Here is a 23,757-nt window from a genome sequence, read left to right on the forward strand (position 1 = left end):
TAGTCCCCCTATCCTACTGTATGAACGCGGCCATCGCGCGCAAGCCGATGAAAGAGACGACCACGAAGATGCCCATGGTCAGATAGGTGGCTGCACGCTGCGAACGCGGGCCGACGGTAATTCCCCAATGGACGAGGAAAGACCAGATACCGTTGGAGAAATGGAAAACGGCACTCAAAATACCGATGGTGTAAAACACGACCATGGCCGGGTTGCTGAGGATGTCCACCATCATCTGATAGTTCAGCTCTTTCGCGCCGAGGGCGTATTGAATGCGCGTTTCCCATACGTGCCACGAAATAAAGATCAACGTAATGATTCCGGTCAGACGCTGCCACAGGAACATGTGATTGCGGAAATAGCCGAAGCTAGAGACATTGTGCTTCGCCTGAAACGCAATGTAGATCCCCAGAATGGCGTGGAACAGCAGCGGAAGGTAGATAAGTACGAACTCAAGCACAATCAAAAACGGCAAGCTCTCCAGAAAGGCAACCGCCTGATTGAATGCTGCTTCGCCCCTGGTCGCCTGGTAGTTGGTGACCAAGTGCACGAGCAGGTACAGCCCTACGGGAAACAATCCAAGCAGGGAGTGGAGCTTGCGGTTGAAAAAGTGATGGCTTTTCGCCATGCATGGGTCCCCCCTTCTAAGTATGAAAAACAATATGACCCTTTTCTCCTTTATCCTTGCCCATTGTCCGGACGGTTAGACAGCCCCTTCCAAGCCGGTTTGCAACCGTTTTCCTTTTCTTCCTCTTTGCCTGAACGAAAGAAAAAGGAGGCGATGACAAACTAGCTAGCTTGCTGCCAACCTTCCAACACGAAATATGTCGAATAAAGGAAAAAAGTGATCAAAAAGTGACCAAAATCATTGTACTCCTGTGCTTTCGCAGCGTCAAGACAGTGGTTAGACTGGTTCTATTGTTGGAATAGTCACATTTTTCCATCTATTTTTTCATAGTTTTCCTGGCATGTCTGCTGCTTTTCTTTCATATGTTGGTAGCAAACAAAGAGAAAAGGAGTGTGGCCCGTATGAAACCGGTCGAGGATCAGCTCGCCGCCCTGCTCCCCGTCACCGCGATTCCCCATGCGGAAATGACCAGCATGCCGTATCTGGGCTATCATCTGCTCCGCCAAACGCTGACCCAACAGCTGCTGGGCAGCTCCGAAGCGCCTATCCTCCATTGGCTGGGAAAAGATATCGGGAGGCAGATCCCCATCCATTCCGCCCAGGGGCTTGTCCTGCCCTTTATCCGCCTCGGGCTGGGCAAGCTGGAGCTGATGCAGGAGAGCCCCGATCGTTACCTGTATCGGCTGACGCATCCCATGTTTGAGCATCTGCCGATCGAGCGCCTGGGGACAAGCTTGTCCCTGGAATGCGGCATCCTGGCGGGGGCGCTCGGCCAGTGGAGAGGGATGGAGGCTGATGTGAAACTGGAACTGCACCACAACCCCGCCGACAAGCGAAGGGAAGCGCGCATCAGCGTCACGCTCATCCCTCCGCGCGAGTGAAGGATGTAACCCCGCCGACTTAAGCTAGGCTCAACCCCAAAAAGTGACGTTGACCTTCGAAGCTTAATCCGAGTACTTTTTGGGGACCCCTGAACATGCTGTGTCGGCGGGGGCCCCCAAACTTTCTTCGTCACTTTATCTGCCAAAGAAAACCGGTAGGGTCAGCCGCCGCTTCCACTTAGGTGAAGTAAGGTTCCAGCAGCGGGGCAAACTTGGGGAAATCCACCAAAAACGCATCATGGCCGTATTTGGACTCAATGGTATAAAACTCCACGTCCACCCCGCATTGTTTCATCAGCGCTACCATCTCCTGCTGATGATCAACCGGATAAATCAGGTCATTGACGATCCCGATAGCCAGCACCCTGGCCTTGATGTGCGCGATGGCTTCCTTCAGACCCCCTCTGTCCCGGCCGATATCATGCGTATCCATCGCTTTCAGCAGATACAGATAACTGTTGGCATCGAAGCGTTTCACCAGCTTTTCCCCCTGATACCGCAGATAGCTTTCAATCTCGAAAACCGAGTCGGTCAAGGGGTTGGCTACGGAATCCCGCAGGTTGCGGCCAAAACGCTCTTCAAACAATTCCGCCGTTCGATAGGTAAGCATGCCCACCATCCGGGCAATCGAGAGCCCCTGCCGCGGGCCTTCACCCGGATAGTAATCGCCGTCTTTCCACTCCGGATCGCTGCAAATCGCCTGGCGCCCCACGTCATTGTAAGCGATGCCCACCGCAGACATCCGCGCGCAGGTGGCGATCGGCACGCCCACGTCCATCATGTCGGGGTATTCGACCAACCACTCATACACCTGCATGCCGCCCATGGAGCCGCCGATGACTGCGTACAGCCTCTCCACCCCAAGCACGCTCAGCAGCCGGCGCTGCACGCGGACCATGTCCCGGATGGTAACCACGGGAAACGACGACCCGTAAGGCTTCCCCGTTTCCGGACAGATGCTGGCGGGACCCGTGGTGCCGTAACAGCCGCCCAACACGTTGCTGCAGATGACAAAATATTTGTTCGTATCCACCACTTTCCCGGGGCCAATCAATCCGTCCCACCATCCCTGACGCTCCCCGTCGCCAGCCGCGTACACGTCTCCCGTCAGGGCATGACAGACCAGCACGGCATTGCCCTTCTCCGGTTCATAGGTGCCATAGGTCTGATAGCCGACTTCCACCTCGCTCAGTACTTCCCCCGATTCCAGGGTTATCTGGCCAAGCCTTGCTTTCAGCATCCTTGCTTCCCCCTCCACCCGTATCAAACGCGAAGGCATTCCTTTTCGCACAGAAAAACCCCCTCTTCCCGAGAGAAGAGAGGGTTTGTTTTTGGCAAAGTCACCCACTCTCTTATCTCCCAGGCGCACGTACGCCTGCTGGAATTGGCACCTCTCCGCACTGCGGGGTTGCCGGGTTTCATCGGGCCAGTCCCTCCACCACTCTTGATAAGAGATCACGTCTTGGTTTGTTTATCATGATACGGGCAAGACGGGTGTACTGTCAATAAGTGTAACCGTTACAAGCCGTGCACCACCGCTTTTTCTTCCACATCATCCAGCCCAAAGGCCGTATGCAGCGTGCGCACGGCAAGGGCGGTATGTTCAGCCGGAATGACGCACGACACCTTGATATCCGAAGTGGAGACCATCTTGATGGAAATCTCCTGTTCGGCAAGCTGGCGGAACATCTCGGCCGCCACCCCCGGATTGTTGATCATGCCGGCGCCCACGATGGAGACTTTGGACAGCCCCACTTCATGATCCACTTTGCGGAACGCCAGTTCTTCCCGGTGTTGTTCCAGCGTGCTCAAAGCCCGGGGGAGATCCGTCAGGGAGACGGTGAAAGAGATGTTGGATTCCGCCGCATCGTAGGAGCTCTGGATGATGATGTCCACGTTAACCTGATTGTTTGCCAGGGTGTTGAACAGGCGCGACAGCGTGCCGACACGGACGGGCATACCGACAACCGTGATTTTGGCCACATCTTCATCATGGGCGACGCCGCTTACGACTCTTCCTGTTTCCATGGTAGAACCCTCCTCAACGTACGTTCCTTCTTCCGCCGTAAAGCTGGAGCGGACAACCAGCTTTACCTTGTATTTCTTCGCCGCTTCCACGGAGCGCGGATGAAGCACGCCCGCTCCGAGATTGGCCAATTCCAGCATTTCATCATACGAGATGCGCGGCAGCTTTTGCGCGGTCGGCACTACGCGCGGGTCTGCCGTAAAGACGCCGGCCACATCGGTAAAGATTTCGCACTTCTCCGCGTTCAGGCTGGCCGCCAGCGCGACCGCCGTCGTATCGGAGCCCCCGCGCCCGAGCGTGGTGATCTCCTTTTCGTCACTGATGCCTTGAAATCCTGCCACGACCACGATGCGGCCCGCCCGCAGTTCCCTCAGGATGCGCTCATTGTCAATGCTTTTGATGCGCGCCTTGCCATGAACGGCTTCCGTCGTAATGCCGGCCTGCCAGCCGGTCAGCGAGACGGCATCGTACCCTTTCTGCTGCAGCGCCATGCACAAGAGGGCGATCGACACCTGCTCCCCGGTTGACAGCAGCATGTCCAATTCACGCTCGGAAGGCTGAGGGGCGATTTCCTTTGCCATCTCCAGCAGGACGTCTGTCGATTTCCCCATCGCGGACACGACGACCACCATGTCATGCCCGGCCTGTTTGTATTGGATCACCCGGTCTGCAACCCGCTGAATGCGCTCAATGGTCCCGACGGACGTACCGCCGTATTTCTGTACGATCAACCCCATACTGGCTTCTCTCCCTTTTGATGATCAAGTCTTGAACCCCGTCGACGTAAGCTGACACTGTTGTCGGCGGGGGCCCCGAGCCAAACCCTTCGACGTAAGCTAATGCTCCACCCACTCGGCGCCATCTCACGCTTCGCCGAGGGGTCGCTTGCTGGGGTCGGCGGGGGCCCAACCAAGCCCCGCACACTTACATTTCCCTAAAAGCAAAAACAACGACAAGGAAAACCTGTCGTTGTGTCATGCACATACCGGTTCCTCCCTCCCTTGCACGTCGTCGGACGCAGACGAACAAAGCCCGTCACAAGCTCATCCGACTCGGTGAGATAGCGCTCCATCCGGACAGCGGGTATCTGGCCGGATGACAGTCCTGCGCTTATTCAACGCAGGCCCAGCACGGACGCCTTGGGTGACGTACCGCACTTCGGCGAATTCCCCTTTCCCCTCTGGTCACCGACTCCCAATCTCGCAGAGGATACTGATGGTTTTCGCGCCTCTACCTCACTCCATTTGGGAAGTGAGGCACATATTCACTTGAAGGGAATTATAACATGCGGGCCGGGACAGTTCAATGCGTTTTTCCCGCCAATCAGAGGGAGCGCAGGTGGCGGATGATGTCGCGCGCCAGCTTGTCGCCGATCCCCAACTGGCGGAAATCTTCCACCGTCGCTTCCTTCATGCGGGCGAGCGAACCAAAATGCCGGAAGAGCATGTTGCGCCGTTTTTCGCCGATTCCGGGAATTTCGTCCAATTGGGAAGCCAGCATCGTCTTGGTCCGCGTCTGCCGGTGGAAGGTGATCGCAAAGCGGTGCACCTCGTCCTGGATGCGCTGCAGCAGATAGAATTCATAGCTGTCGCGGCGCAATTCGACGGGCTCCGGCGGATCGCCGAACAGCAGCTGGGCCGTCTTGTGCTTGTCGTCCTTGGCCAGGCCGCAGACGGGAATGTACAGGCCCAACTCATTCTCCAACACATCCATCGCGGCTGCGATTTGCCCTTTCCCGCCGTCGATCACGATCAGGTCCGGCAGCGGCAGGTTCTCCTTCAGGACGCGGGTGTAGCGGCGCCGGATCACCTCCCGCATCGAAGCGTAATCGTCCGGCCCCTCCACCGACCGGATCTTAAATTTGCGGTATTCCTTTTTGTCCGGTCGTCCATCGGTAAAGACCACCATGGCGGATACCGGTTCCACGCCCTGGATGTTGGAGTTGTCAAACGCCTCGATCCGATGCGGGGTGCCGATGCCGAGCACGTGCCCCAGATTGTGGACCGCCTGGATGGTGCGGGCGTCGTCTTTGGACATGAGGGCAAATTTCTCCTGCAGGGCGATCTTGGCGTTTTCGCAGGCCATCTGCACCAGCTCGCGCTTCTTGCCGCGCTTCGGCGTCAGGACTTTGATACCCAGCCACTGCGCCAAAAGCTCCGGTTCGCTCTGCTCCGGCAGCAGGATCTCCTTGGGCAGCGCCTGCTGTTTGTCGTAGTAGAACTGGGTGACGAAAGACATGAAGTCCTCCGTTTCATTTCCGTAATAGGGAAACGAGGTGGTTTCCCTCTCGATCATCTTGCCTTGCCGCATGTAAAAAACCTGGACGCACATCCAGCCCTTCTCCACGGCAAAGCCGATGATGTCCCGATCCACCGTGTCGGCAAACGTCACCTTCTGCTTCTCCATGACCGCTTCGATGCTGCGGATCAGGTCGCGCAGCTCCTTGGCGCGTTCAAACTCCATGTTCTCGGCCGCCTGCATCATCTTCTCCGTCAGCTCCGCCTTCATCTCCGCATGGCCGCCGTTCAGAAAATCGGTGATCGCTTCCACCAAACGCTGGTTTTCCGCGGGGTCCACCTCGTATTCACAGGGAGCCAGGCATTGCCCCAGATGGTAATACAGGCAGACCTGCTTCGGCAGATGTTTGCACTTGCGCAGCGGATAGAGCCGATCCAGCAGCTTCTTTACTTCGGACGCGGCCCCCGCATTGGCGTACGGCCCAAAATAGCGGGCCTTGTCTTTCAAAACCTTGCGGGTAATCTCCAGGCGCGGGTGTTTTTCGTTGGTAATCTTGATGTACGGATAGGTTTTGTCATCCTTGAGCATCACATTGTAGCGCGGATTGTGCTGTTTGATCAGGTTGCACTCCAAAATCAGCGCTTCGATGGCCGAGGAGACGATAATATATTCAAAATCGGCAATTTCACTCACCAGCAGCTGTGTTTTGCCGTCGTGGCTGCCCGTGAAGTAGGAGCGGACGCGATTTTTCAGCACTTTGGCCTTGCCGACGTAGATGATTTCCCCTTTGTCGTTTTTCATGAGATAACAGCCGGGTTTCTCCGGCAGAACCGCGAGCTTGTCTTTCAGCTTGCTCATGGGCCCTCTCCTTTCTCTTCGGGCTCCGTCCGGCCCCGCGTTGCCTGGGCCGGGTGGGTCTCCATCTCTCATGGTAGCACAGATGTTCCCCGTTTTTCATCCCACTCCTCGGATGGAAAAATGAAACGGCACCGCCGAATGGGCGATGCCGTCTTGCAGGTGCTGCGATCGATTACAGATGCTTGCCGAGAGTCGCCATCAGCGCCTCTTTCGGCTGGAAGCCGATAATTTTGTCCACCGGCTGACCATCTTTCATGAGCAGCAGGGTCGGGATCGACATGATGCCGAAGCGGCCTGCCGTTTCCGGATTTTCATCCACGTTTACCTTCGCTATTTTCAGCTTGGAGCCCACTTCCGCGTCGATCTGCTCCAGCACCGGAGCAATCATTTTGCACGGGCCGCACCAAGGGGCCCAGAAGTCAACCAGGACGGTTCCTCCTTGTTCCACTTCCTGGCTGAATGTTTGATCCGTTACGTTAACGATTGCCATTATCGCTACCTCCTTCAACTCGCTTCGATACAATCTGTTCGACCGATTTCAGTATACCATTCTCTCCCTGAAATGACTACGCTGGCCGACACTTTGGGGCACACATATTCTTCCCCCGATTCGCCCAATCTATTGAAAGGAAAGGGGAGGTTGAGCATGGCAGCCATCATCGCATTGTTTCGGGACGAACAAGAAGCGCAGCAGGTGATCCGCCAGTTGGTGCTGGAGTCAGCCATCCAATCCATCACTTTCCTGCATGGTCACGACCATCATGCGATGCCGGGCCACCCGGATTCCTCCATCAGCGATGCGCTTCATCGGCAGGGATTTGCTGCCGAGCAATGCGCCAGCTGCATGCAGGCTCTCGGCGACGGCAGAGCCGCCGTCCTGCTTGAATGCGACGATGCCGCCGACATGCTGGTGGCCCTGCACAGCTATGGTGTCCGGAATTATCATATGGCGTAAAAGAACCCCGCCGACTTAAGCTAACGCTGGGGTCGGCGGGGGCCCCGAATCATAACCCCGCCGACCTAAGCTAACGCTGGTGTCGGCGGGGGCCCCGAATCTTTCTTACTCTCTCCTATATACCAACAAAGCATCCCGTGCCCTGCCGATCGGGGGACGGGATGCTTCGTTGCTACCGGGTGGGATTTCTTATGCCAGCACTTTTTTAAACTCTTCCGTCAGCAGCGGTACCACTTCAAACAAATCGCCGACAATGCCGTAGTCAGCCACTTGGAAGATCGGCGCTTCCGGATCCTTGTTGATCGCGACGATCACTTTGGAGTTGGACATGCCCGCCAAGTGCTGGATCGCGCCGGAGATCCCGCATGCGATGTACAGGTCAGGCGTTACCACCTTGCCCGTCTGGCCGATCTGCAGCGCGTAGTCGCAATAGCCGGCGTCGCATGCGCCGCGGGAGGCGCCAACGGCCGCTCCCAGGACGTCAGCCAGTTCTTGCAGCGGCTTGAAGCCATCCGCGCTCTTCACGCCGCGCCCGCCGGACACAACGATCTTCGCTTCGGACAGATCCACCTTGCCGGTCGTTTTGCGCACCACTTCCTTGACGATGGTGCGCAGATCCTTGATGTCAGCGGCAAACGGGACGGTTTCCGCCGTTTTGCCGGCCTGCGGCTCCCCTGCCGGAATGTTGTTCGGACGGATGGTGACAAAAATCTTGCCGTCCGTGAACCTGCGCTTCTGGAACGCTTTCCCCGCATAGATCGGGCGCGTAAAGACCGGTCCCGCTTCCACTCCGGTGACGTCGGAAATCAAGCCGTACCCCAGGCGGGCGGCCACCCGCGGAGCCACATCGCGGCCGATCGCCGTGTGTCCGGTTACGATCGCATCCGGGGCAACCTCGTTGATTACCTGGACAAATGCCTGGGTATACCCGTCAGGCGTATAAGTGGCGAGCGCATCATGTTTTACCAGATACACCTTGCCGGCGCCGTACTCGGCCAGCTTGTTGGCAAGAGCCGCCTCATCGGAGCCGAAGACCGCCGCCACAATCTCGCCGCCTTCCGCAATGCGCGCTGCCGCAGCCAAGGCTTCGAAGGAGACGTTGCGCAGTTGACCGTCGCGAATTTCTGCCAATACCAGTACTTTTTTCATCTCGATCCCCTCTCCCTTAGATCACTTTCGCTTCTTGGCGGAGCAGCTGCACCAATTCGGAAACCTGCGCCGGCAAATCGCCGGTCAGGATGCGGCCCGCTTCTTTTTTGGGCGGCAGGAAGTTCTCCACAACTTCGGTTTTCGCGCCCACTTCGGCGGCGGACAGGCCGAGATCATCGACAGACCAGCGATCCATCGGTTTCTTTTTCGCCTTCATGATGCCGGGCAGGGATGGATAGCGCGGCTCGTTCAAGCCCTGCTGCGCGGTGACCAGCACGGGCAGGCTTGTTTCCACAATCTCCAGGTCGCCCTCCACGTCACGCTCAACGCGGACGGTGCTGCCGTTCACTTCCAGCTTGACAGCGGTGGAGACATGATTGATGCCCAATTCTTCGGCAAGACGCGGTCCGCCTTGGCCGGCTCCTGTGTCCACGGCCATCTGGCCGCCCAGGATGATGTCGTACCCCACTTTTCTGGCTACGGCAGCCAATACTTTTGCCGTTGTATATTCATCGCCAAAGAGCGATTCGTCATCAACAAGGATCGCCTTGTCAGCGCCCATCGCCAGCGCCGTGCGCAGTGCGCTTTCCGCACGGTCCGGTCCGATGGTGACCACCGTCACTTCGCCCCCATGCTGTTCTTTCAACTTGATCGCTTCTTCCACCGCATACTCATCGTAGGGGTTGATAATGAATTCGACCCCGTCTTCGCTGATGCTGCCGTTTTGGATGACGATTTTCTCCTCGGTGTCAAACGTCTGCTTCAGTACTACCAGTATGTTCATGCAGATCCCTCCTCGTTAGCGATCCTGGAATTGGGGCTTGCGCTTCTCGAGAAACGCGCTGACGCCTTCTTTCACATCTTCCGAACGAAACGCTTCGCCGAACAGCTCCGCTTCCCGACCAAGCCCTTCTGCCATGCCCAGCTCGAAGCCGCTGTGGATGGCATCCAGCGCCAGGCGTATGGCTACGCTGCTTTTCTGGGCGATCGTCTGCGCCAGCTGTTTGGCCTGGTCAAGCAGCTCTTCCAGCGGATAGACGGCTTCCACCAGGCCGATCCGGTGCGCTTCTTCGCCGCCGATCATTTCCGATGTCAGAATCATCCGGGTTGCCACGCCTCTGCCTACCAGACGCGGCAGCCGCTGCGTCCCGCCGTATCCCGGAATCAGGCCGAGATTCAGTTCCGGCAGACCCAGCTTGGCTTCCGGTGCGGCCAGCCGGATATGGCAGGCCATCGCCAGTTCCAGGCCGCCGCCCAGGCAGGCGCCGTTGATCGCGGCGATGACCGGCTTGGGAAAGCGCTCGATCCGGTCAAACAGGCGCTGCCCTTTCTCCGCCAGGGCTTTCGCTTGTCCGCCGTCCAACCGGGTAAACTCCTTGATATCCGCTCCCGCGACAAAAAAGCGCCCTTCTCCGGTTAACACGATCGCCTTTACCTGCGGATCGCTTTCCAGCTGTGTCAATACGCTGTCCAGCTCCTGCAGCGCCGTTTGGTTCAATGCGTTTGCCGGCGGGTGGTTGATCGTCAGAACAGCCACGCGATCCTCTACAGCCAACCGTAAATGGGTATAGGTCATCCTTCTCCCCTCCGCGATGTGCGAATCGCCGCAATTCCCAGAACTGAGCGACCGCTCAGAATAGAAGTGTTCCCTCGGTATTATTGTACACGTGCTCATTGTATCAGATGCGCATTGACAATTAAAGCGTTTTCTCCGGATTATCTCCGCATCAGCCCATACAGGAAGAGGTTATGAATGGGATCTACGAGAGAAACAAGATCGTATTTGCACTGCTTCATGACCCAGGACGTGGTTGCCTCGTCCAACGTGCCGAAGATCATCATGCGGGCCATGCGCACATCGGTCTCCGGGCGAAAGGTTCCTTGTTCGATGCCGGTGCGAATCACATCGTCGATCAGGTTGAAATATTGTTTCAACACCGCGCCGATGCCTTTGCTCACTTCCGGATTGGACTGACGCAGCTCGATCTGCGTCACTTTCGCCATGTTCGGATCTTTCGCCAACTGGCTCAAATGCGCGTGAACCAGCACGTACAATTTCTCTTCGATCGTTTTCGCCTCCGCAATGCGTCCGCGGCATGTTTCAATGAACTGTCCCATTTTCTCGTTGAAGAGTGAAATGAGAATGTCATCCTTGTTCTCAAAATAGAGATATATCGTGCCGTCAGCCACCTTCGCCTCCTTGGCGATGCGCGAAACCTGCGCGTTGTGATACCCGTGTTTCGCAATGACGGCAACTGCTGCATCGATGATGGCCTGATACTTTTCCCCCGTTTTTTTCGCCATGTATACCTCCATTTGATCTTAAGATGACTTATTCGAACTGAATGACTATTCATTCACAAACCAAGTGTAATACATCCTGCTGAAACGTGTCAATCCCTCTCTGTTTTGCAGGATATGTCAGCGGAGAAATGTGTTGAAATGGCGAAGAAAAAGTTGGGGCCCCCGCCGGCAGCAGCAAGAGACCCCACTCGGCACAGAGAGGGCCCCCGCTCGGCGCCGCGATAGCCATCGCCGAGTGGGTTGAGTGATATCTTGCGCCGCGTGGGTGGAGCGTTCGCTTACGTCGGCGGGGTTTATAAGAAACGGCTTCGCCCCCGTCAGCCTGGAGGCGAAACCGTTCATGCAGCCACTGCCTGTCACGAGGAGGAGCGGGTTTCCTGTGCCGCCTGCATGCGCTCTTTTTCCTCTTCCTGCAGCTTGCGGCGCAACACCTTGCCGACCATCGTTTTCGGCAGCTCGCTGCGGAACTCGTACTGGCGCGGCACCTTGTACGCGGCCAGGCGCTTGCGGCAGTGCTGATCCAGCTCTTCTGCCGTCGTCTCATGGCCTTGTTTCAGCACGATAAACGCTTTTACCGTCTCGCCCCGGTACGGATCGGGAACGCCGATCACCGCTGCTTCCTGCACGGCCGGATGCTCGAACAGCACTTCTTCCACCTCGCGCGGATAAATGTTGTAGCCGCCTGCGATGATCAGATCTTTTTTGCGATCCACGATATAGAAATATCCTTTCTCATCCATGTAAGCCATATCTCCGGTCAAGAGCCAGCCGTCCTTCAGGGTGGCGGCCGTCTCCTCGGGGCGATTCCAGTAACCGAGCATCACCTGCGGGCCGCTAACTGCCAGTTCCCCGATTTCCCCCTGCGGCAGCTCCTCGCCGGTCACCGGATCGACGATCTTGCAATCCGTATCCGGCCACGGCAGCCCGATGCTGCCGGAAATGCGATGGCCCCACAGCGGGTTGGAATGGGTTACCGGAGATGCTTCCGTCAAGCCGTAACCTTCCACCAGCTTGCCTTTCGTGATCGCTTCAAAACGCTGCTGCACTTCAACCGGCAGCGGTGCGGAACCGCTTACACAAGCTTCGATGGAAGAGAGATCATATTTCGGCAAATCAGGATGGTTGATCAAGGCGATGTACATCGTCGGCGCTCCCGGAAAAATCGTCGGCTTCAGCTTGTTGATGGTGGTCAGAATCTGCTTGACGTCAAAGCGGGGGATCAGGATAATTTCGCCGGCCATTTTGATGCCGACGTTCATCACGGCCGTCAAGCCGTAGACGTGGAACAGCGGCAGGGCTCCCACGATGCGCTCATTGCCGGGCTTCATTTTGTAAAGCACCGCCTGGCACTGGTACGCATTGGCTACGAGGTTGCGATGCGACAGCATCACCCCCTTGGAGACGCCGGTCGTACCGCCCGTATACTGCAGGAGAGCCAGATCGCGTTCAGGGTCAACCTCCACCTCCACCGGATTGGCAGCGCTTTCTTTCAGCAGCGAAAGAAAAGATTCCGTATCGTCTCCATAAGGAATCTGCGGAGGTTTTTGTCCCTGCTTGCGCTGGGCGAGCGGGTAGAACAGCTTTTTCACAAAGGGAAGAAAATCAGCGACGCTTGTGATGATGATTCGCTTCAGGGGCGTGGATGCCTTGACGCTCCTTACCCTGTTGTAGAGCATATCCAAGGTGATGATCGTCTCTGCACCCGAGTCGTTCAGCTGATGAATCAGTTCCCGCTCGGTATACAGCGGATTGGTCATCACGACGGTCGCTCCGGCAAAGAGTGCGCCGTAGAAAGCCACGACAGCTTGCGGGGCATTGGGCAGCATGATCGCGATGCGGTCTCCTTTTTTGACGCCGCGCGCGATCAAGGCATGGGCAAACCGGTAGCTCATGGTTAAGAGTTCACCGTATGAGATCCGTTTCCCCATGAAATACAGAGCGGCATGCTGGGGGTAGGCGCTGGCCGCTTCAACCAAAAAGTGCGTCAGCGGGACACGGGGGTATTCCAGCGACGCGGGAATTTCAGGCGGGTAGCTGGCAATCCAAGGTTTGGCAACAGACATCATGTTCTCTCCATCCCTTCATGGCTTACCTCTCCCGTACGATCGACATTCATAACCTCTTCCTGCCATTATTGTAGCCGAAAAATTAAAATATTCCAACAGAATTTGGGAGTCAACCGATGAAGTTCTCCCCATCGCGCTGACCAGGATGAGGGCGTCGATTCCGCGTCTGGCGCGGCCGGCAAACCATCGGCGCCCGTCATTTTCCGTCTTGCTTGCCGTTTATTTCCTGCATGAGCCGCTTCTGCACCCGCAAACGCTCCGTCTTGGGAACCAGATAGTACCAGCCGCGGATGCCGTTGCGCCAGATTCGCTCATCCGTTCCATTCAGCGTGTCCATTTCCAGATGATGCTGCTTCGGATCGTAATAGGTGGCCAACAGCGACGCGATCTCTTCCTCGCTCAAGTCGGTTTTGACGTGTTTCCCCAGAATCTCCATCAGGGTAAACGCCTTGATGAATGCCTGCAGCGTCTCCCCTTTGCCGGCCAGCGCCTGAAGCACTTCCTGCTGCCGCTTGATCCTCTCATAATCGCTGTCTTCTTTTCCCAGGTCGCTTTTCCGGTAGCGGACATAATCGAGCGCCTGCTCCCCGTTGAGCGTCTGGAGGCCGGGATACAGATCGATGTAGGTGTTATCCGTGGGGTCGGTGTATTTCATCCGTTTTTTTACATGTATTTGGACGCCGCCCAGTTCGTCCACGATTTTGCGGAAGCCGTCGAAGTCGATCTTCATGTAGCGGTCGATGTTCACCTGGAAAAATTGTTCGAGGGAACGCTTCAACAGTTTGGGACCGCCATAGGCAAGAGCATGGTTCACCTTGTCATACCCTCTCCCGGGCAGCACCATATAGCTGTCGCGGGGAATGGAGATCAGGTAGGCGCGCCGGTCGGCGGGACGGACCACCGCCAGAAGCATCGTGTCAGCCCTCGCCCGTTCCCCGTCCCTGCTGTCCGAGCCGATCAACAGCAGCGTGAACGTTTTGAGCGGCTTGGGGCTGGGCAGCAGCTCGGGAAGCGGCCGGGGCGTCTGTCCAAGGGGCTGGACGGTTGGCGCGTGGATGGGTGTCCGCTCCTCTTCTCCGATGGGCTGAAACCACTCCTGGGTCATCCGTTTGTAGTGATAGGCGGAGTAGCCGACATAACCGGCTGTTCCCACGAGCAGGAAAAGCACAGCGCACAGCACGATGCGCCTGCCATGGCGCGACAAGAATGTTTCCCCCATCAACCGTACCTCCTCCGGTAAAAAAAGCGCTGGCCGACCGCCGCGTTTGCACGCAGCCGGCCCCGTATCGAAAAAGTCCCCATCTTGTTGAAGCACAGATGGGGACTGTTACCAGTGTGGCCTGTTTGAGGGAAGCTTATACGTGCCGCAGCGGGTTCCTAACGCTCTACCACCATCGCCATGCCCATGCCGCCGCCGACGCAGAGCGTGGCCAGCCCGCGGGAAACGCCGCGCCGCTTCATTTCATGAATCAGGGATACGACGATGCGGCAGCCTGTCGAGCCGACCGGATGCCCAAGGGAAATGCCGCTGCCGTTTACATTGGTGATCTCGCGGGGGAGCTCCAGCAGCTTCTCCACCGCCAGATACTGGGCGGCGAACGCTTCGTTCACTTCGATCAGGCCGATGTCGGCAAGCGACAGCCCCGCTTTTTCCAGCGCCTTTTTCGTGGCCGGCACCGGGCCGTAGCCCATCAGGTCGGGTTCCACTCCGGCCCAAGCATACGAGACGATGCGGGCGAGCGGGGTAAGCCCCAGCGCATGGGCGCGGCTTTCCTTCATCAGGATGACGGCAGATGCCCCGTCATTGATGCCCGAAGCGTTGCCGGCCGTCACCGTCCCATTGTCACGGAACGCCGGTTTCAGCGCTGCCAGGCTTTCCAGCGTCACGTCGCGGCGGGGATGTTCGTCGGTCTCCACAAAGACGGTCTCGTTCCGCTTCCGGATCGGGACGGGAATGATCTCTTCCTTGAACGTCCCGCTGTCGATGGCCCGAATCGCATTCCTATGCGAACGGTACGCCACCTCATCCTGCTCCTCGCGGGTAATGCCATAGCGGTCCGCAAGCCGCTCCGCTGTCTCCCCCATCAGAATCCGGTGATGCGGGTCGGTGAGCAGTTCCCACATGGCATCCGTCATTTCGCCGTGCATGATCCGTTTGCCCCAGCGTGCGTTTTTCAGCACATAGGGGGCGCTGCTCATGCTTTCCACCCCGCCCGCAAGCACCACGTCCCGGTCGCCGAGGGCGATTTGGGCAAAGCCGCTGACGATGGCCTGCATCCCGGATGAACACTGGCGCTGCACGGTAAAGCCGGTCACCTCTTTCCCCAGCCCCGCATCGATCGCGGCCACGCGCGCGATGTTGGCCTCATCGGAACGCTGAATGCAGTTGCCAAGGATCACCTCGTCAATCAATCCGGGATCGATGCCCGCCTTGTCGATCACGCCCCGGATCGTCACTTCCGCCAGTTTGCGAGCGCTTACATCTTTCAGCACACCGCCGAACGAACCGATCGGCGTCCGGCCGGCTGCCACAATGACAATCGGTTCCACCTGCTCTTCCTCCTCTCCCTTGCTTCTTCTCTATCATCGCACAAAGAGGCCTTGGTGGAAACAGGAAGAAAGCCCCCGGCTCACTCCCTATTTCTGCCGCATCTGCAGCGTCACCCACTCGCCGCTCTGCTTTTCTGCAGCCACCGTGAATCCGGCGCGTCCGTAAGCTTTTTCCACCTTGGGCCGTATCCACTCCACGATGCCGGACAGGATCACACATCCTCCGGGGGCCAGCGTGCGTTCCACAAGGGGCAGCATGGCGATCGCTTCGCCTCCGCCGATATTGATCAGGATCAGATCGGCCTGGCCGGGCAGCAGGTCGCCGTCCACCAGGGGATCGCCGATGATGACCGCGACCGCCGTGTCCGGCAGGCGATTGTGGGCAAGATTTTGCCCGATCTCACTGCGTGATTGCGGATTGATGTCGATGGCATGGACCGGCGTCGCCGCCCCCTGCAGGGCGCAGAAAATCGAGAGGATGCCGGAGCCTGCTCCGATGTCCAGCACCCGCTTGCCCGTCACATCCATCTCCTGCAGCAGGAGCAGGATGTCCTGCGTCGTGCCGTGATAGCCCGTGCCGAAGGCGGCCCCCGGATCGATCCACAGCACGTGCTGTTTGTCGGCAAGCTGCTCCGACGGTGTCCAGGATGGGGCAATCGTCCAGCCTCCCACCTGAATCGGGGTGTACGCTTCTTTCCAGGATTCGTTTTCCTCCGCCACCGTCTCCGCCGCGATCAACCGTACGCCTTCGCCCCACCCGGCGAGAAACGAGCGCAGGCGGGCTTCGTGCACCGGCGGGGTCTCCGTCAGCGGTTCAAACAGGTAGGCGACGACGGGCCTTTCCTCTATTTCGCGGTAATCGTATCCGTTCTCCGTCACAAGGACATCGATGTACGGTTCCGTCCAGCCCAAGGTATAGGGACTGTCCAGCACCATGGCGACAAAGGCTTCTTCCAGCTCATGGGCGACATGCAGGGTATACTTCAACCAGTAACCGGTGCTCAATGGGCTTCTCTCCTTTCCATCACTCAGGTAGTCTCTCGTCCGGCTGCATGGTATGATAGAGGGGATGTGACAATCCCCATGGGGAGGAACGTGCCATGTTTGATGAATTCTTTTACCGCCGCCGCAAGAACAGGGCGCTGCTGGTCGTCATGATCGGCCTGATGCTGCTTGGCGCGGCGCTGGTCGCTGCCGGGGTTTCCTATCTTTTCTAGGTCGCTTTACTTCCCTGCGATTCCTCGATTATACTGGAAAAAGTGTCATTTACATAGAAAGAAGGTTCTCACATGCCGCGAATTCTCATCTCCGGTTATTACGGTTTCAACAATGCCGGAGACGATGTTGTTCTGTACGGAATCATCTCCTCGCTTCGACGGGAACAACCGCATATCTCGCTGTCCGTCCTGTCCAACCAGCCCGAGCGTACAGCTGCATTGTTCGGAATAGCGGCCCACAACCGTTGGCGCCTGTCTGTGATTTTCCGTGAACTCTCCCGCTGCGATCTCCTGGTGATGGGGGGAGGCACCCTGATGCAGGATGTGACCAGTCCTAGGAGTGTGCTTTACTATCTGGGGATTGTGACGATGGCCAAAATGCTGGGCAAGCCGGTCGTGTTTTATGCCCAGGGTTTCGGTCCCGTGCTGAAGCCCTTCAGCCGGTGGATGATCAAGCGGGTGGTCAACCTCGTGGACGTGATCACCGTGCGGGATTTTGAATCGGGGGAAGATTTCAAAGCATGCGGAGTCACCGCGCCGCTCTATGTCACGGCGGATCCCGCCCTGACGATCCATCCCGATGAGATCGATGCTGAACCGGGTCGCCGAATGCTGGCTTCCCTGTTTTCCGATATGAGCAAACCGCTCATCGCCTTTTCCGTCCGTAATTGGAAACAGGAAGAGCGTTTCAAACAAGCCATCGCCCGCGCTGCCGACTATTTTGCCGAACAGGGCTGGAACGTTCTCTTTCTGCCCATGCATTACCCAAGCGATATCGCTCCCTCCAAGGAGATCATCGGGATGATGGGAAGGCCGGGCGCCCGCATTATCGAGCAGGAAGTCACGTTTCACGAAATCATGAGCATACTGAAAAACTGCCAGTATGTCGTGGGCATGCGGCTGCATTCGCTGATCCTGGCGTGCATGCTGCAGGTTCCGTTTACCGGCATCTCCTACGATCCCAAGATCGATCGCTTTGTGGAACGCGCCGGGATGCCCTGCGCCGGTCATATTGTGGATCTGGACAGCGAGGCGCTGCTGGCGCTGCTGACCGAGCGGACACGCGATCTGGAGCGGGAGCGCGCCATCGTTTCCCGCACTTCCCAGGCGCTCGCCCGGGAAGCAGGCAAAAGCAGCGAGCTTGTCCTGCAGGCACTCCGAGCCAACCAAAGGTAGGGAAAGGAGGAATAAAGCATGACGATCGCTGCCCGATTGTTGTGCCAACTCAATAAGCTTTTCCCCCTCCCCGTCCATCCGTTCAATCTGGCAAACGACGGAAAAATGAGCTATACCGAGTGGCAGTTCGTCAAAGGGGAGCAGACCATTCAGTTCTTTTTACCCTTCCATACGCAGGAACAGATGTTTACGGACAAAACGGTGCTTGACATCGGCTGCGGCGGCGGGGGCAAGACGTGTTATTACGCCACGTTTCGCCCCAAAAAGATCATCGGGATCGACGTGGTTCCCCGTTACGCGGAAGAGGGAAACGCGTTCGCCCGCCGGAAAGGGCTGGAAGATATCGCCTCTTTCATGACCGCCGATGCCGCCCGGATGCCCTTCGCCGACGAGACGTTTGACACGATCGTCATGAACGATGCGATGGAGCATGTGGAGCAGCCGGAGCAAACGCTTGCCGAATGCTTCCGCGTGCTGAAGCCGGGCGGACATCTGTACATCAACTTCCCCCCCTATTATCACCCGTACGGGGCCCATCTCTCCGACGTTATCGGCATTCCCTGGGTCCATTCCCTCTTCTCGGAACAAACCCTGATCGAAGCATACAAGCAGCTGGTCGCTCCCCTGCCGGACGGGCAGGAGCGCATCGCCTTCCGGATCGGCAGAAAGGCGGACGGCCGGGAGTATTTCTCCTACATCAACCGGATGACGATCGCCCGATTCCGCCGGATTCAGCGCGGCGTGCCGTATCCGGCCGTCTACCAGAAGGAAGTGCCGTTGCGCCCTCAGGTCGCCGCCCTGGCGAAGCTGCCCGGACTGCGCGAGTATTTGGTCAAAATGGTCGTCTGTGTCTATCAAAAAGATCGCTGAACGCGAACACCCCCCTCTTTTCCGCAGCGGGAAAAAGGGGGGGTTCTTTATGGCAGTCCGTTATTCGCGTTTGAGTCCGATGCTTCTCTTCCGCACCGCTGCCATCAGCGTCTGCAGGCGGCCGCCACCCGGCACCCACTCCAGTTCCTTGTCGTCGATCAGCGGAATGACGAGCGCCGAGGAGAAATAGACCAGCAGGCCCACGCCAATCCCGGCGATCGTCTCTGCCGCTCCCAGCAGGCGCGCGCCCAGATGGCCGTGACACAGGTAATGGATCGTTTCCGTGGCGCCCCACGCCAGCAGCAGCATGACGTTTGCCACGATCAGCGGATAGGTAAGGTCAAAACGCCAGTTGACATCCACCCGCACCAGCCGGGAAATGGCCCTCACGTTCAACCAGCACACCACGGCGGTCGCGCAGATCCAGGAAATGGACAGACCGTCGATGCCGAAAAGCGATGCGAAGAGGAGCGTTGTCCCCGCTTTGACGAGCACCCCCCAGGCCAGATGCTTGGCGGGAACTTTCTCTCTGCCCAACCCTTGCAATATGCCGTTCGTCGCCGAGAGCAGGGAGAGGGGAATGGAGCTGATCCCCAGGATGGCAAGGGCCCGCGTGCCGTCGGCGTCGCCGTACAGCGCGAGATTGGCCCCTTCCGCCACTGCGGTCAGGCCAAGACCGGCCGGCAGCCCGATCAGCCAGGCAAACCGATAGGAGAGGCGGGTCAGCATGCTGACCCGTTTGTCGTCACGGGAGCGTTTCGCTTCCGCAATCGCCGGCACGATGGACAGTGCGATGGACGCGCCGAACAGGCTGGCCAGCTGGATTAGGGAGCCGCCGCGGCTGTATATCCCGAACCACGTATCGGCCGTTACCCCGTCCACGTGCCAGACGTATCGGAAAATGTTGATGGCCAGGAACGAATCGACCAGGCTGAAGATCGGAATGACCAGGGCGCTGATGCAGATGGGCCAGGCAATCCGCCACATCATCAGGTAGAAATCGCGGTCAAACCACCACCGCAGGCGCCGCCATTCGTCCGGGTTCCCGTCCGGCTCCCGGCGCCGATGCAGCCATAACAGAACCGCCAGAAACAGCACGCTGATCAACGTGCTCAACGCCGTGCCGTAATTGGTCCCGGTAATCACCGTACCGGTATCTTCGCCGAGGGAAACGAGATAAAGCGACGCCATCAGAATGAACGCCGCCCGCAGCGACTGCTCGAAAATCTGGGACAAGCCGACGTGCAGCATTTTTTGATAGCCGTAAAAATAGCCCCGGAGCACCGCGATCAGCGGCACAAACAGCAGGGACAGCGAAACGGCCCGGATCGGGTCCACCAGTTTCGGATTGCCCATCAGATCGGCCAAAAGAGGCGATCCCGCATACAATATGGCGAACAGAACCAGGCCGATGCTCCCCATCATCACCATGCTGCGTGCCAGCGTCTGCCTGATCAGCCCCTGATTTCCCTCCGCCAATGTCTCCGCGATGATGCGGGACAGCGCCACCGGCACACCCGCCGTCGCCAGAATCAGAAACGTCATGTATAACGGAAAAACCTGTTGAAACAAACCAAATCCGCTGTTGCCGACGATCACCTGCAAGGGGATCAAGTAAAACATCCCGATCGCCTTGGAAAGCAGACCGGCTACAGCCAGAATCATGGCACCGCCAAGAAAACGACCTTTGTTCACAATGTCCGTATCCCTTCTTCAAGATCCTTCCTCATAACAGTAGACCAGTTGCGCAGGTATATCAAGCCCTTGTTGCTGGAATAATGGGTGAAATAACCCCACGGAATTACTTGATCGTTTGAAAAAACCCACCTATCCAGAAAGGGGTCAACCATGCCGCTTACACGCTTTCTGATCAGACATGTCCATTGGCCGCTGATGGAACAATGGAAAGGCAATCGCATTCGGACATACCTGCGGGAGCTCGAACAGGCGCAATCGCTGCCGGTTTCGCAGCTGCAGGCCAGCCAGGAGCAAAAGCTGAAACAGCTGCTCCGCCACGCCGCCGACCGCGTTCCGGCCTACCGAGCGTACCGGGAAGAGCTTGCTTCCGAGGAGGAGATGGCGTCCGCCCTGCTGCGGCGCATCCCGAGCTTGAGCAAGCGGCGGTTTAACGAAAATCCGGAGGCTTATCTCGCCCAGGACATACATCCGTCTTCCCTGATCCCCAACCGCACGGGCGGTTCAACCGGGGAACCGACGCGCTTCTATCTCGACCGGCCCACGGTGGAACATTACGAAGCCGCCCGCTGGCTGGGGCTGTCCTGGTACGGGATCGGCATCGGCGATCCCTGCGTGATGATCTGGGGCTCCCCCCTGGAGCTGAATCAGCGGCAGGCGTTCACGTTTCGCGTAAAAGAGCGCTTGCTGAAAAACCGGCTGCTGCTCTCCGCCTATGACTTGTCCGAAGCGGAGCTGCCTCAAATCCTCAAACGGATCCGTTCCTTCCAGCCGCATTATCTGTACGGCTACGCATCAGCCCTCCACCTGTTTGCCGAGATGATGCTGCGACGCGGGCTGACGCTGGGCATTCCGCTCAAAGCGGTGGTGTCTACGGCGGAAATCCTTCATCCCTATCAACGCGAGACCATCGCGCGCGCACTGGATGCGCCGGTGGTAAACGAATACGGGGCCCGCGACGGCGGTATGATCGCCTATCAGTGTCGGGAGGGACGCATGCACATCTTTTCCGAGAACTGCTATCTGGAGGTGGTGGACCCGGTCAGCAGGCAGCCGGTTCCTCCCGGAGAATCGGGCCTTTTGCTGGTTACCGATCTGCACAATTACGCCATGCCCCGCCTGCGCTACGAACTGGGGGATGTGGTGCAGCTGTCCACCGAACCCTGCCCCTGCGGCATCCAGTATCCCGTCCTGGCGCATATCGACGGCAGGGAGGACGATATGTTCCTGTCGCTGCGCGGCCATTACGTCCATGGACATTATTTCAACCATCTCGTGCGGGGCATGGAAGGCTTTCGCACCTTCCAGATCATCCAGCACGAACCGGACCGCCTCACCCTGAAACTGGTGAAATACCCGGAGAAGTATTCCCCCGCCGAAGAAGAACAATTGATCACCGGCATCCGTCAGGCGCTCGGCGACGCGATCCGGCTGGACGTGCAGCATGTGGACGAGATTCCCCCCAGCGCTTCGGGCAAATTCCGCTATGCGATCCGCCAATTCTCCCTGCCTTCCCCCTGATCATCCGGCTCCCCTGCCTGCGCGCTTGCGCCATGCTTTTTCCAGCATTTCCGTCACCAACGCCTCTTTGCACAGGTAGAGGACGATGCCGTACAGCAGGGCCGCCGCGCTGATGCCGCCCGCCAGATGCAGCCAGAGCGGCAGGCGGGAGAGCCACGGTTCCGCAACCACGATGGCGGTCCCCATCACGGCGGACGCTGCCGCCACCTTCCCTGCCGTTGCCGCAAAGGTGGCCGCAATCGGGCGGCCGATCCGCCGCCAAAGGGAGACGAACAGCAGCAGCATCTGGCAGAATGCGGAAACCGAAGAGCTGAGCGCCAGCGCCCCGTGATCCAGATACGGGATCATGCTCCAGGCTGCCAGCATATAAATCCCGATGCCGACCGCCCCGATGGTTACCGGCGTACGGGTATCTTCCAGGGCATAGAAGGCCCGCGTCAGCAGATCCCGGCCGGCCAAGGCGTAGAGTCCCAGACTGTAATACACCAATCCCCCGGTTGTCCATGCCACGGCTGTCTCCCCGAACGCACCCCGCTTGTACACCAGTTCGATCAGCGGTTTTCCGTACAGGATCAACCCGACCGTCACCGGCACGAGCAGGATCAGCAGGTAGGCCAGCCCTTTCTGCAGGACGGTTTTCATCTGCGCCATCTCGCCGCGCTTCACGTAGCTTGCCATCAGCGGAAAGAGCGGCAGTGTAAAGGCCCCCACAAAGACGGCCATCGGCAGCTGTGCGATGGTATTGGCAAACATCAGGGCCGAGATTTTCCCGTCGCCCAACGCGCTGGCGAAGCCCCGCTCCAGGAAGGTGGTGGCCTGCGCAATCACCGCGCCGATCAGGATCGGCACCAACCGTTCTCCCATGCTCGCCAGCGCCTCATCCTTCTGCCAGCGGAACGACAGGCGATGGGCGTAGCCGAACCGCCGCAGGGTCGGCAGCATCGTCACTGCGGCGGCCGCGTATCCCAGGGTGGTGGCCATCGCCAACCCGTCCACGCCGTAAACCGGCGCCAGCAGATAGATCGCAACCAGGACAAGGGCGCCGTTGGCTACCGTGCCCAGCGTCGGCGTGAAAAAATGCTGATGGGCGTTGCACACGCTTGACCAAAGGCCGGCCAAACCGATAAAAATGGCGGATGGCCACATCCACTGCAAGAGCTCGGCCGTCAGCGCGGCTTTCTCCCCTTCCAGTCCGAACAGGAACGCCGTCTCCCTGGCAAACGCGATCCCCAGCGCAGCCAGCGCCGCAAACCCGACGAACACCACGGCCAGCACTTTCTGATAGAGCAGCTCCGCCCGCTGCCGGTCTGCCTTTTCCAGGATCCCCCGCATGGTCGGGATCAGGACAGCGTTGATGGCACCGGGAACGACAAGAAAAAGGGTAAGCGGGATCGTGGAGGCGATCCCGAATGCGTCCGCCTCCATTCCCGTTCCATACAGGTTGGAGATATACACGTTGCGGAAGAAACCGAGCAATCTGCCCATCAGGGTCAGCACGACGATCAACGATGCGGTTTTTACTAGACTCATGCGATGTTCTCCCATGTGACGAAAATCTGGTGTTGCAACTCTTTGTAATCATAGCCGATTTCCCGCCATTCTACCAATCCTTTCTCGCACGCT

The 23,757-nt window shown here is 58.2% G+C and carries 20 protein-coding genes and 2 riboswitches; of the genes, 5 read left to right on the top strand and 15 right to left on the bottom strand.

What is annotated here, in order from left to right; all coding sequences use genetic code 11:
- Nucleotides 1-13: 13 nt before the first annotated feature.
- Complete coding sequence (locus G3578_RS04360; RefSeq protein ID WP_165209031.1) at nucleotides 14-628, bottom strand: succinate dehydrogenase cytochrome b558 subunit; 615 nt, start codon at nucleotides 626-628, stop codon at nucleotides 14-16.
- Nucleotides 629-1,029: 401 nt separating this feature from the next.
- Here G3578_RS04360 and G3578_RS04365 point away from each other — a divergent pair, with 401 nt between their 5' ends.
- Nucleotides 1,030-1,509 (top strand): DUF2507 domain-containing protein, encoded by a 480-nt coding sequence (locus G3578_RS04365; protein ID WP_165209034.1) that lies wholly within the window; start codon nucleotides 1,030-1,032, stop codon nucleotides 1,507-1,509.
- A gap of 178 nt (nucleotides 1,510-1,687) precedes the next feature.
- Here G3578_RS04365 and metX read toward each other — a convergent pair whose 3' ends face one another.
- The 4 genes from metX to trxA all read right to left on the bottom strand — a co-directional run bounded on the left by metX (nucleotide 1,688) and on the right by trxA (nucleotide 7,139).
- Nucleotides 1,688-2,749, bottom strand: coding sequence for a homoserine O-acetyltransferase MetX (metX, locus tag G3578_RS04370; protein ID WP_165209037.1), 1,062 nt, complete (start codon nucleotides 2,747-2,749; stop codon nucleotides 1,688-1,690).
- Between the two features lie 109 nt (nucleotides 2,750-2,858).
- Nucleotides 2,859-2,963, bottom strand: a riboswitch (SAM riboswitch).
- Nucleotides 2,964-3,027: 64 nt separating this feature from the next.
- On the bottom strand, nucleotides 3,028-4,272 hold the full coding sequence (locus G3578_RS04375) for an aspartate kinase (RefSeq protein ID WP_165209040.1): 1,245 nt from the start codon (nucleotides 4,270-4,272) through the stop codon (nucleotides 3,028-3,030).
- A 316-nt stretch (nucleotides 4,273-4,588) separates the two neighbouring features.
- Nucleotides 4,589-4,776: riboswitch (Lysine riboswitch) on the bottom strand.
- 82 nt (nucleotides 4,777-4,858) lie between these two features.
- Nucleotides 4,859-6,631: an excinuclease ABC subunit UvrC gene (gene uvrC / locus G3578_RS04380; RefSeq protein ID WP_165209043.1), complete on the bottom strand. Its 1,773-nt coding sequence runs from the start codon at nucleotides 6,629-6,631 to the stop codon at nucleotides 4,859-4,861.
- 172 nt (nucleotides 6,632-6,803) lie between these two features.
- Nucleotides 6,804-7,139, bottom strand: coding sequence for a thioredoxin (gene trxA, locus G3578_RS04385; protein WP_277603121.1), 336 nt, complete (start codon nucleotides 7,137-7,139; stop codon nucleotides 6,804-6,806).
- Nucleotides 7,140-7,277: 138 nt separating this feature from the next.
- On the opposite strand from trxA, the gene G3578_RS04390 reads away from it, so the two are divergent.
- Nucleotides 7,278-7,586 carry a hypothetical protein gene (locus G3578_RS04390; RefSeq protein ID WP_165209049.1) on the top strand — a complete coding sequence of 103 codons (309 nt, stop codon included), beginning with the start codon at nucleotides 7,278-7,280 and terminating at the stop codon, nucleotides 7,584-7,586.
- A 189-nt stretch (nucleotides 7,587-7,775) separates the two neighbouring features.
- Here G3578_RS04390 and G3578_RS04395 read toward each other — a convergent pair whose 3' ends face one another.
- The 8 genes from G3578_RS04395 to G3578_RS04430 form a co-directional block, all read right to left on the bottom strand.
- Nucleotides 7,776-8,735 carry an electron transfer flavoprotein subunit alpha/FixB family protein gene (locus tag G3578_RS04395; protein ID WP_165209052.1) on the bottom strand — a complete coding sequence of 320 codons (960 nt, stop codon included), beginning with the start codon at nucleotides 8,733-8,735 and terminating at the stop codon, nucleotides 7,776-7,778.
- Nucleotides 8,736-8,751: 16 nt separating this feature from the next.
- Nucleotides 8,752-9,519, bottom strand: a complete 768-nt coding sequence (locus G3578_RS04400; protein WP_165209055.1) for an electron transfer flavoprotein subunit beta/FixA family protein — start codon at nucleotides 9,517-9,519, stop codon at nucleotides 8,752-8,754.
- A gap of 15 nt (nucleotides 9,520-9,534) precedes the next feature.
- Nucleotides 9,535-10,311, bottom strand: coding sequence for an enoyl-CoA hydratase (locus tag G3578_RS04405; RefSeq protein ID WP_165209058.1), 777 nt, complete (start codon nucleotides 10,309-10,311; stop codon nucleotides 9,535-9,537).
- A 140-nt stretch (nucleotides 10,312-10,451) separates the two neighbouring features.
- Nucleotides 10,452-11,039: a TetR/AcrR family transcriptional regulator gene (locus tag G3578_RS04410; protein ID WP_165209061.1), complete on the bottom strand. Its 588-nt coding sequence runs from the start codon at nucleotides 11,037-11,039 to the stop codon at nucleotides 10,452-10,454.
- A gap of 356 nt (nucleotides 11,040-11,395) precedes the next feature.
- Nucleotides 11,396-13,102: a long-chain-fatty-acid--CoA ligase gene (locus G3578_RS04415; protein WP_165209064.1), complete on the bottom strand. Its 1,707-nt coding sequence runs from the start codon at nucleotides 13,100-13,102 to the stop codon at nucleotides 11,396-11,398.
- Between the two features lie 199 nt (nucleotides 13,103-13,301).
- Nucleotides 13,302-14,324 (bottom strand): LCP family protein, encoded by a 1,023-nt coding sequence (locus tag G3578_RS04420; RefSeq protein ID WP_165209067.1) that lies wholly within the window; start codon nucleotides 14,322-14,324, stop codon nucleotides 13,302-13,304.
- A gap of 158 nt (nucleotides 14,325-14,482) precedes the next feature.
- Complete coding sequence (locus G3578_RS04425) at nucleotides 14,483-15,655, bottom strand: acetyl-CoA C-acyltransferase (RefSeq protein ID WP_165209070.1); 1,173 nt, start codon at nucleotides 15,653-15,655, stop codon at nucleotides 14,483-14,485.
- An 87-nt stretch (nucleotides 15,656-15,742) separates the two neighbouring features.
- Nucleotides 15,743-16,660, bottom strand: coding sequence for a 50S ribosomal protein L11 methyltransferase (locus G3578_RS04430; RefSeq protein WP_241254444.1), 918 nt, complete (start codon nucleotides 16,658-16,660; stop codon nucleotides 15,743-15,745).
- 284 nt (nucleotides 16,661-16,944) lie between these two features.
- On the opposite strand from G3578_RS04430, the gene csaB reads away from it, so the two are divergent.
- Both csaB and G3578_RS04440 read left to right on the top strand, forming a co-directional pair.
- The gene (gene csaB / locus G3578_RS04435; RefSeq protein WP_165209073.1) at nucleotides 16,945-18,048 is read left to right on the top strand and encodes a polysaccharide pyruvyl transferase CsaB; all 1,104 of its coding nucleotides are present in this window, start codon (nucleotides 16,945-16,947) and stop codon (nucleotides 18,046-18,048) included.
- An 18-nt stretch (nucleotides 18,049-18,066) separates the two neighbouring features.
- Nucleotides 18,067-18,918, top strand: a complete 852-nt coding sequence (locus tag G3578_RS04440) for a class I SAM-dependent methyltransferase (RefSeq protein ID WP_165209076.1) — start codon at nucleotides 18,067-18,069, stop codon at nucleotides 18,916-18,918.
- A 60-nt stretch (nucleotides 18,919-18,978) separates the two neighbouring features.
- On the opposite strand, the gene G3578_RS04445 is transcribed toward G3578_RS04440, so the two are convergent.
- On the bottom strand, nucleotides 18,979-20,613 hold the full coding sequence (locus G3578_RS04445; protein ID WP_346773953.1) for a putative polysaccharide biosynthesis protein: 1,635 nt from the start codon (nucleotides 20,611-20,613) through the stop codon (nucleotides 18,979-18,981).
- Between the two features lie 153 nt (nucleotides 20,614-20,766).
- Between G3578_RS04445 and G3578_RS04450 the strand changes: the two genes are divergently transcribed.
- On the top strand, nucleotides 20,767-22,134 hold the full coding sequence (locus G3578_RS04450; protein WP_165209079.1) for a phenylacetate--CoA ligase family protein: 1,368 nt from the start codon (nucleotides 20,767-20,769) through the stop codon (nucleotides 22,132-22,134).
- Here G3578_RS04450 and murJ read toward each other — a convergent pair whose 3' ends face one another.
- Nucleotides 22,135-23,664, bottom strand: coding sequence for a murein biosynthesis integral membrane protein MurJ (murJ, locus tag G3578_RS04455; protein ID WP_165209082.1), 1,530 nt, complete (start codon nucleotides 23,662-23,664; stop codon nucleotides 22,135-22,137). It lies immediately after the preceding gene.
- Between the last annotated feature and the right edge of the window lie 93 nt (nucleotides 23,665-23,757).

It is taken from the genome of Brevibacillus sp. SYP-B805 (assembly GCF_011059135.1).
Classification (GTDB): Bacteria; Bacillota; Bacilli; order Brevibacillales; family Brevibacillaceae; genus Brevibacillus_F.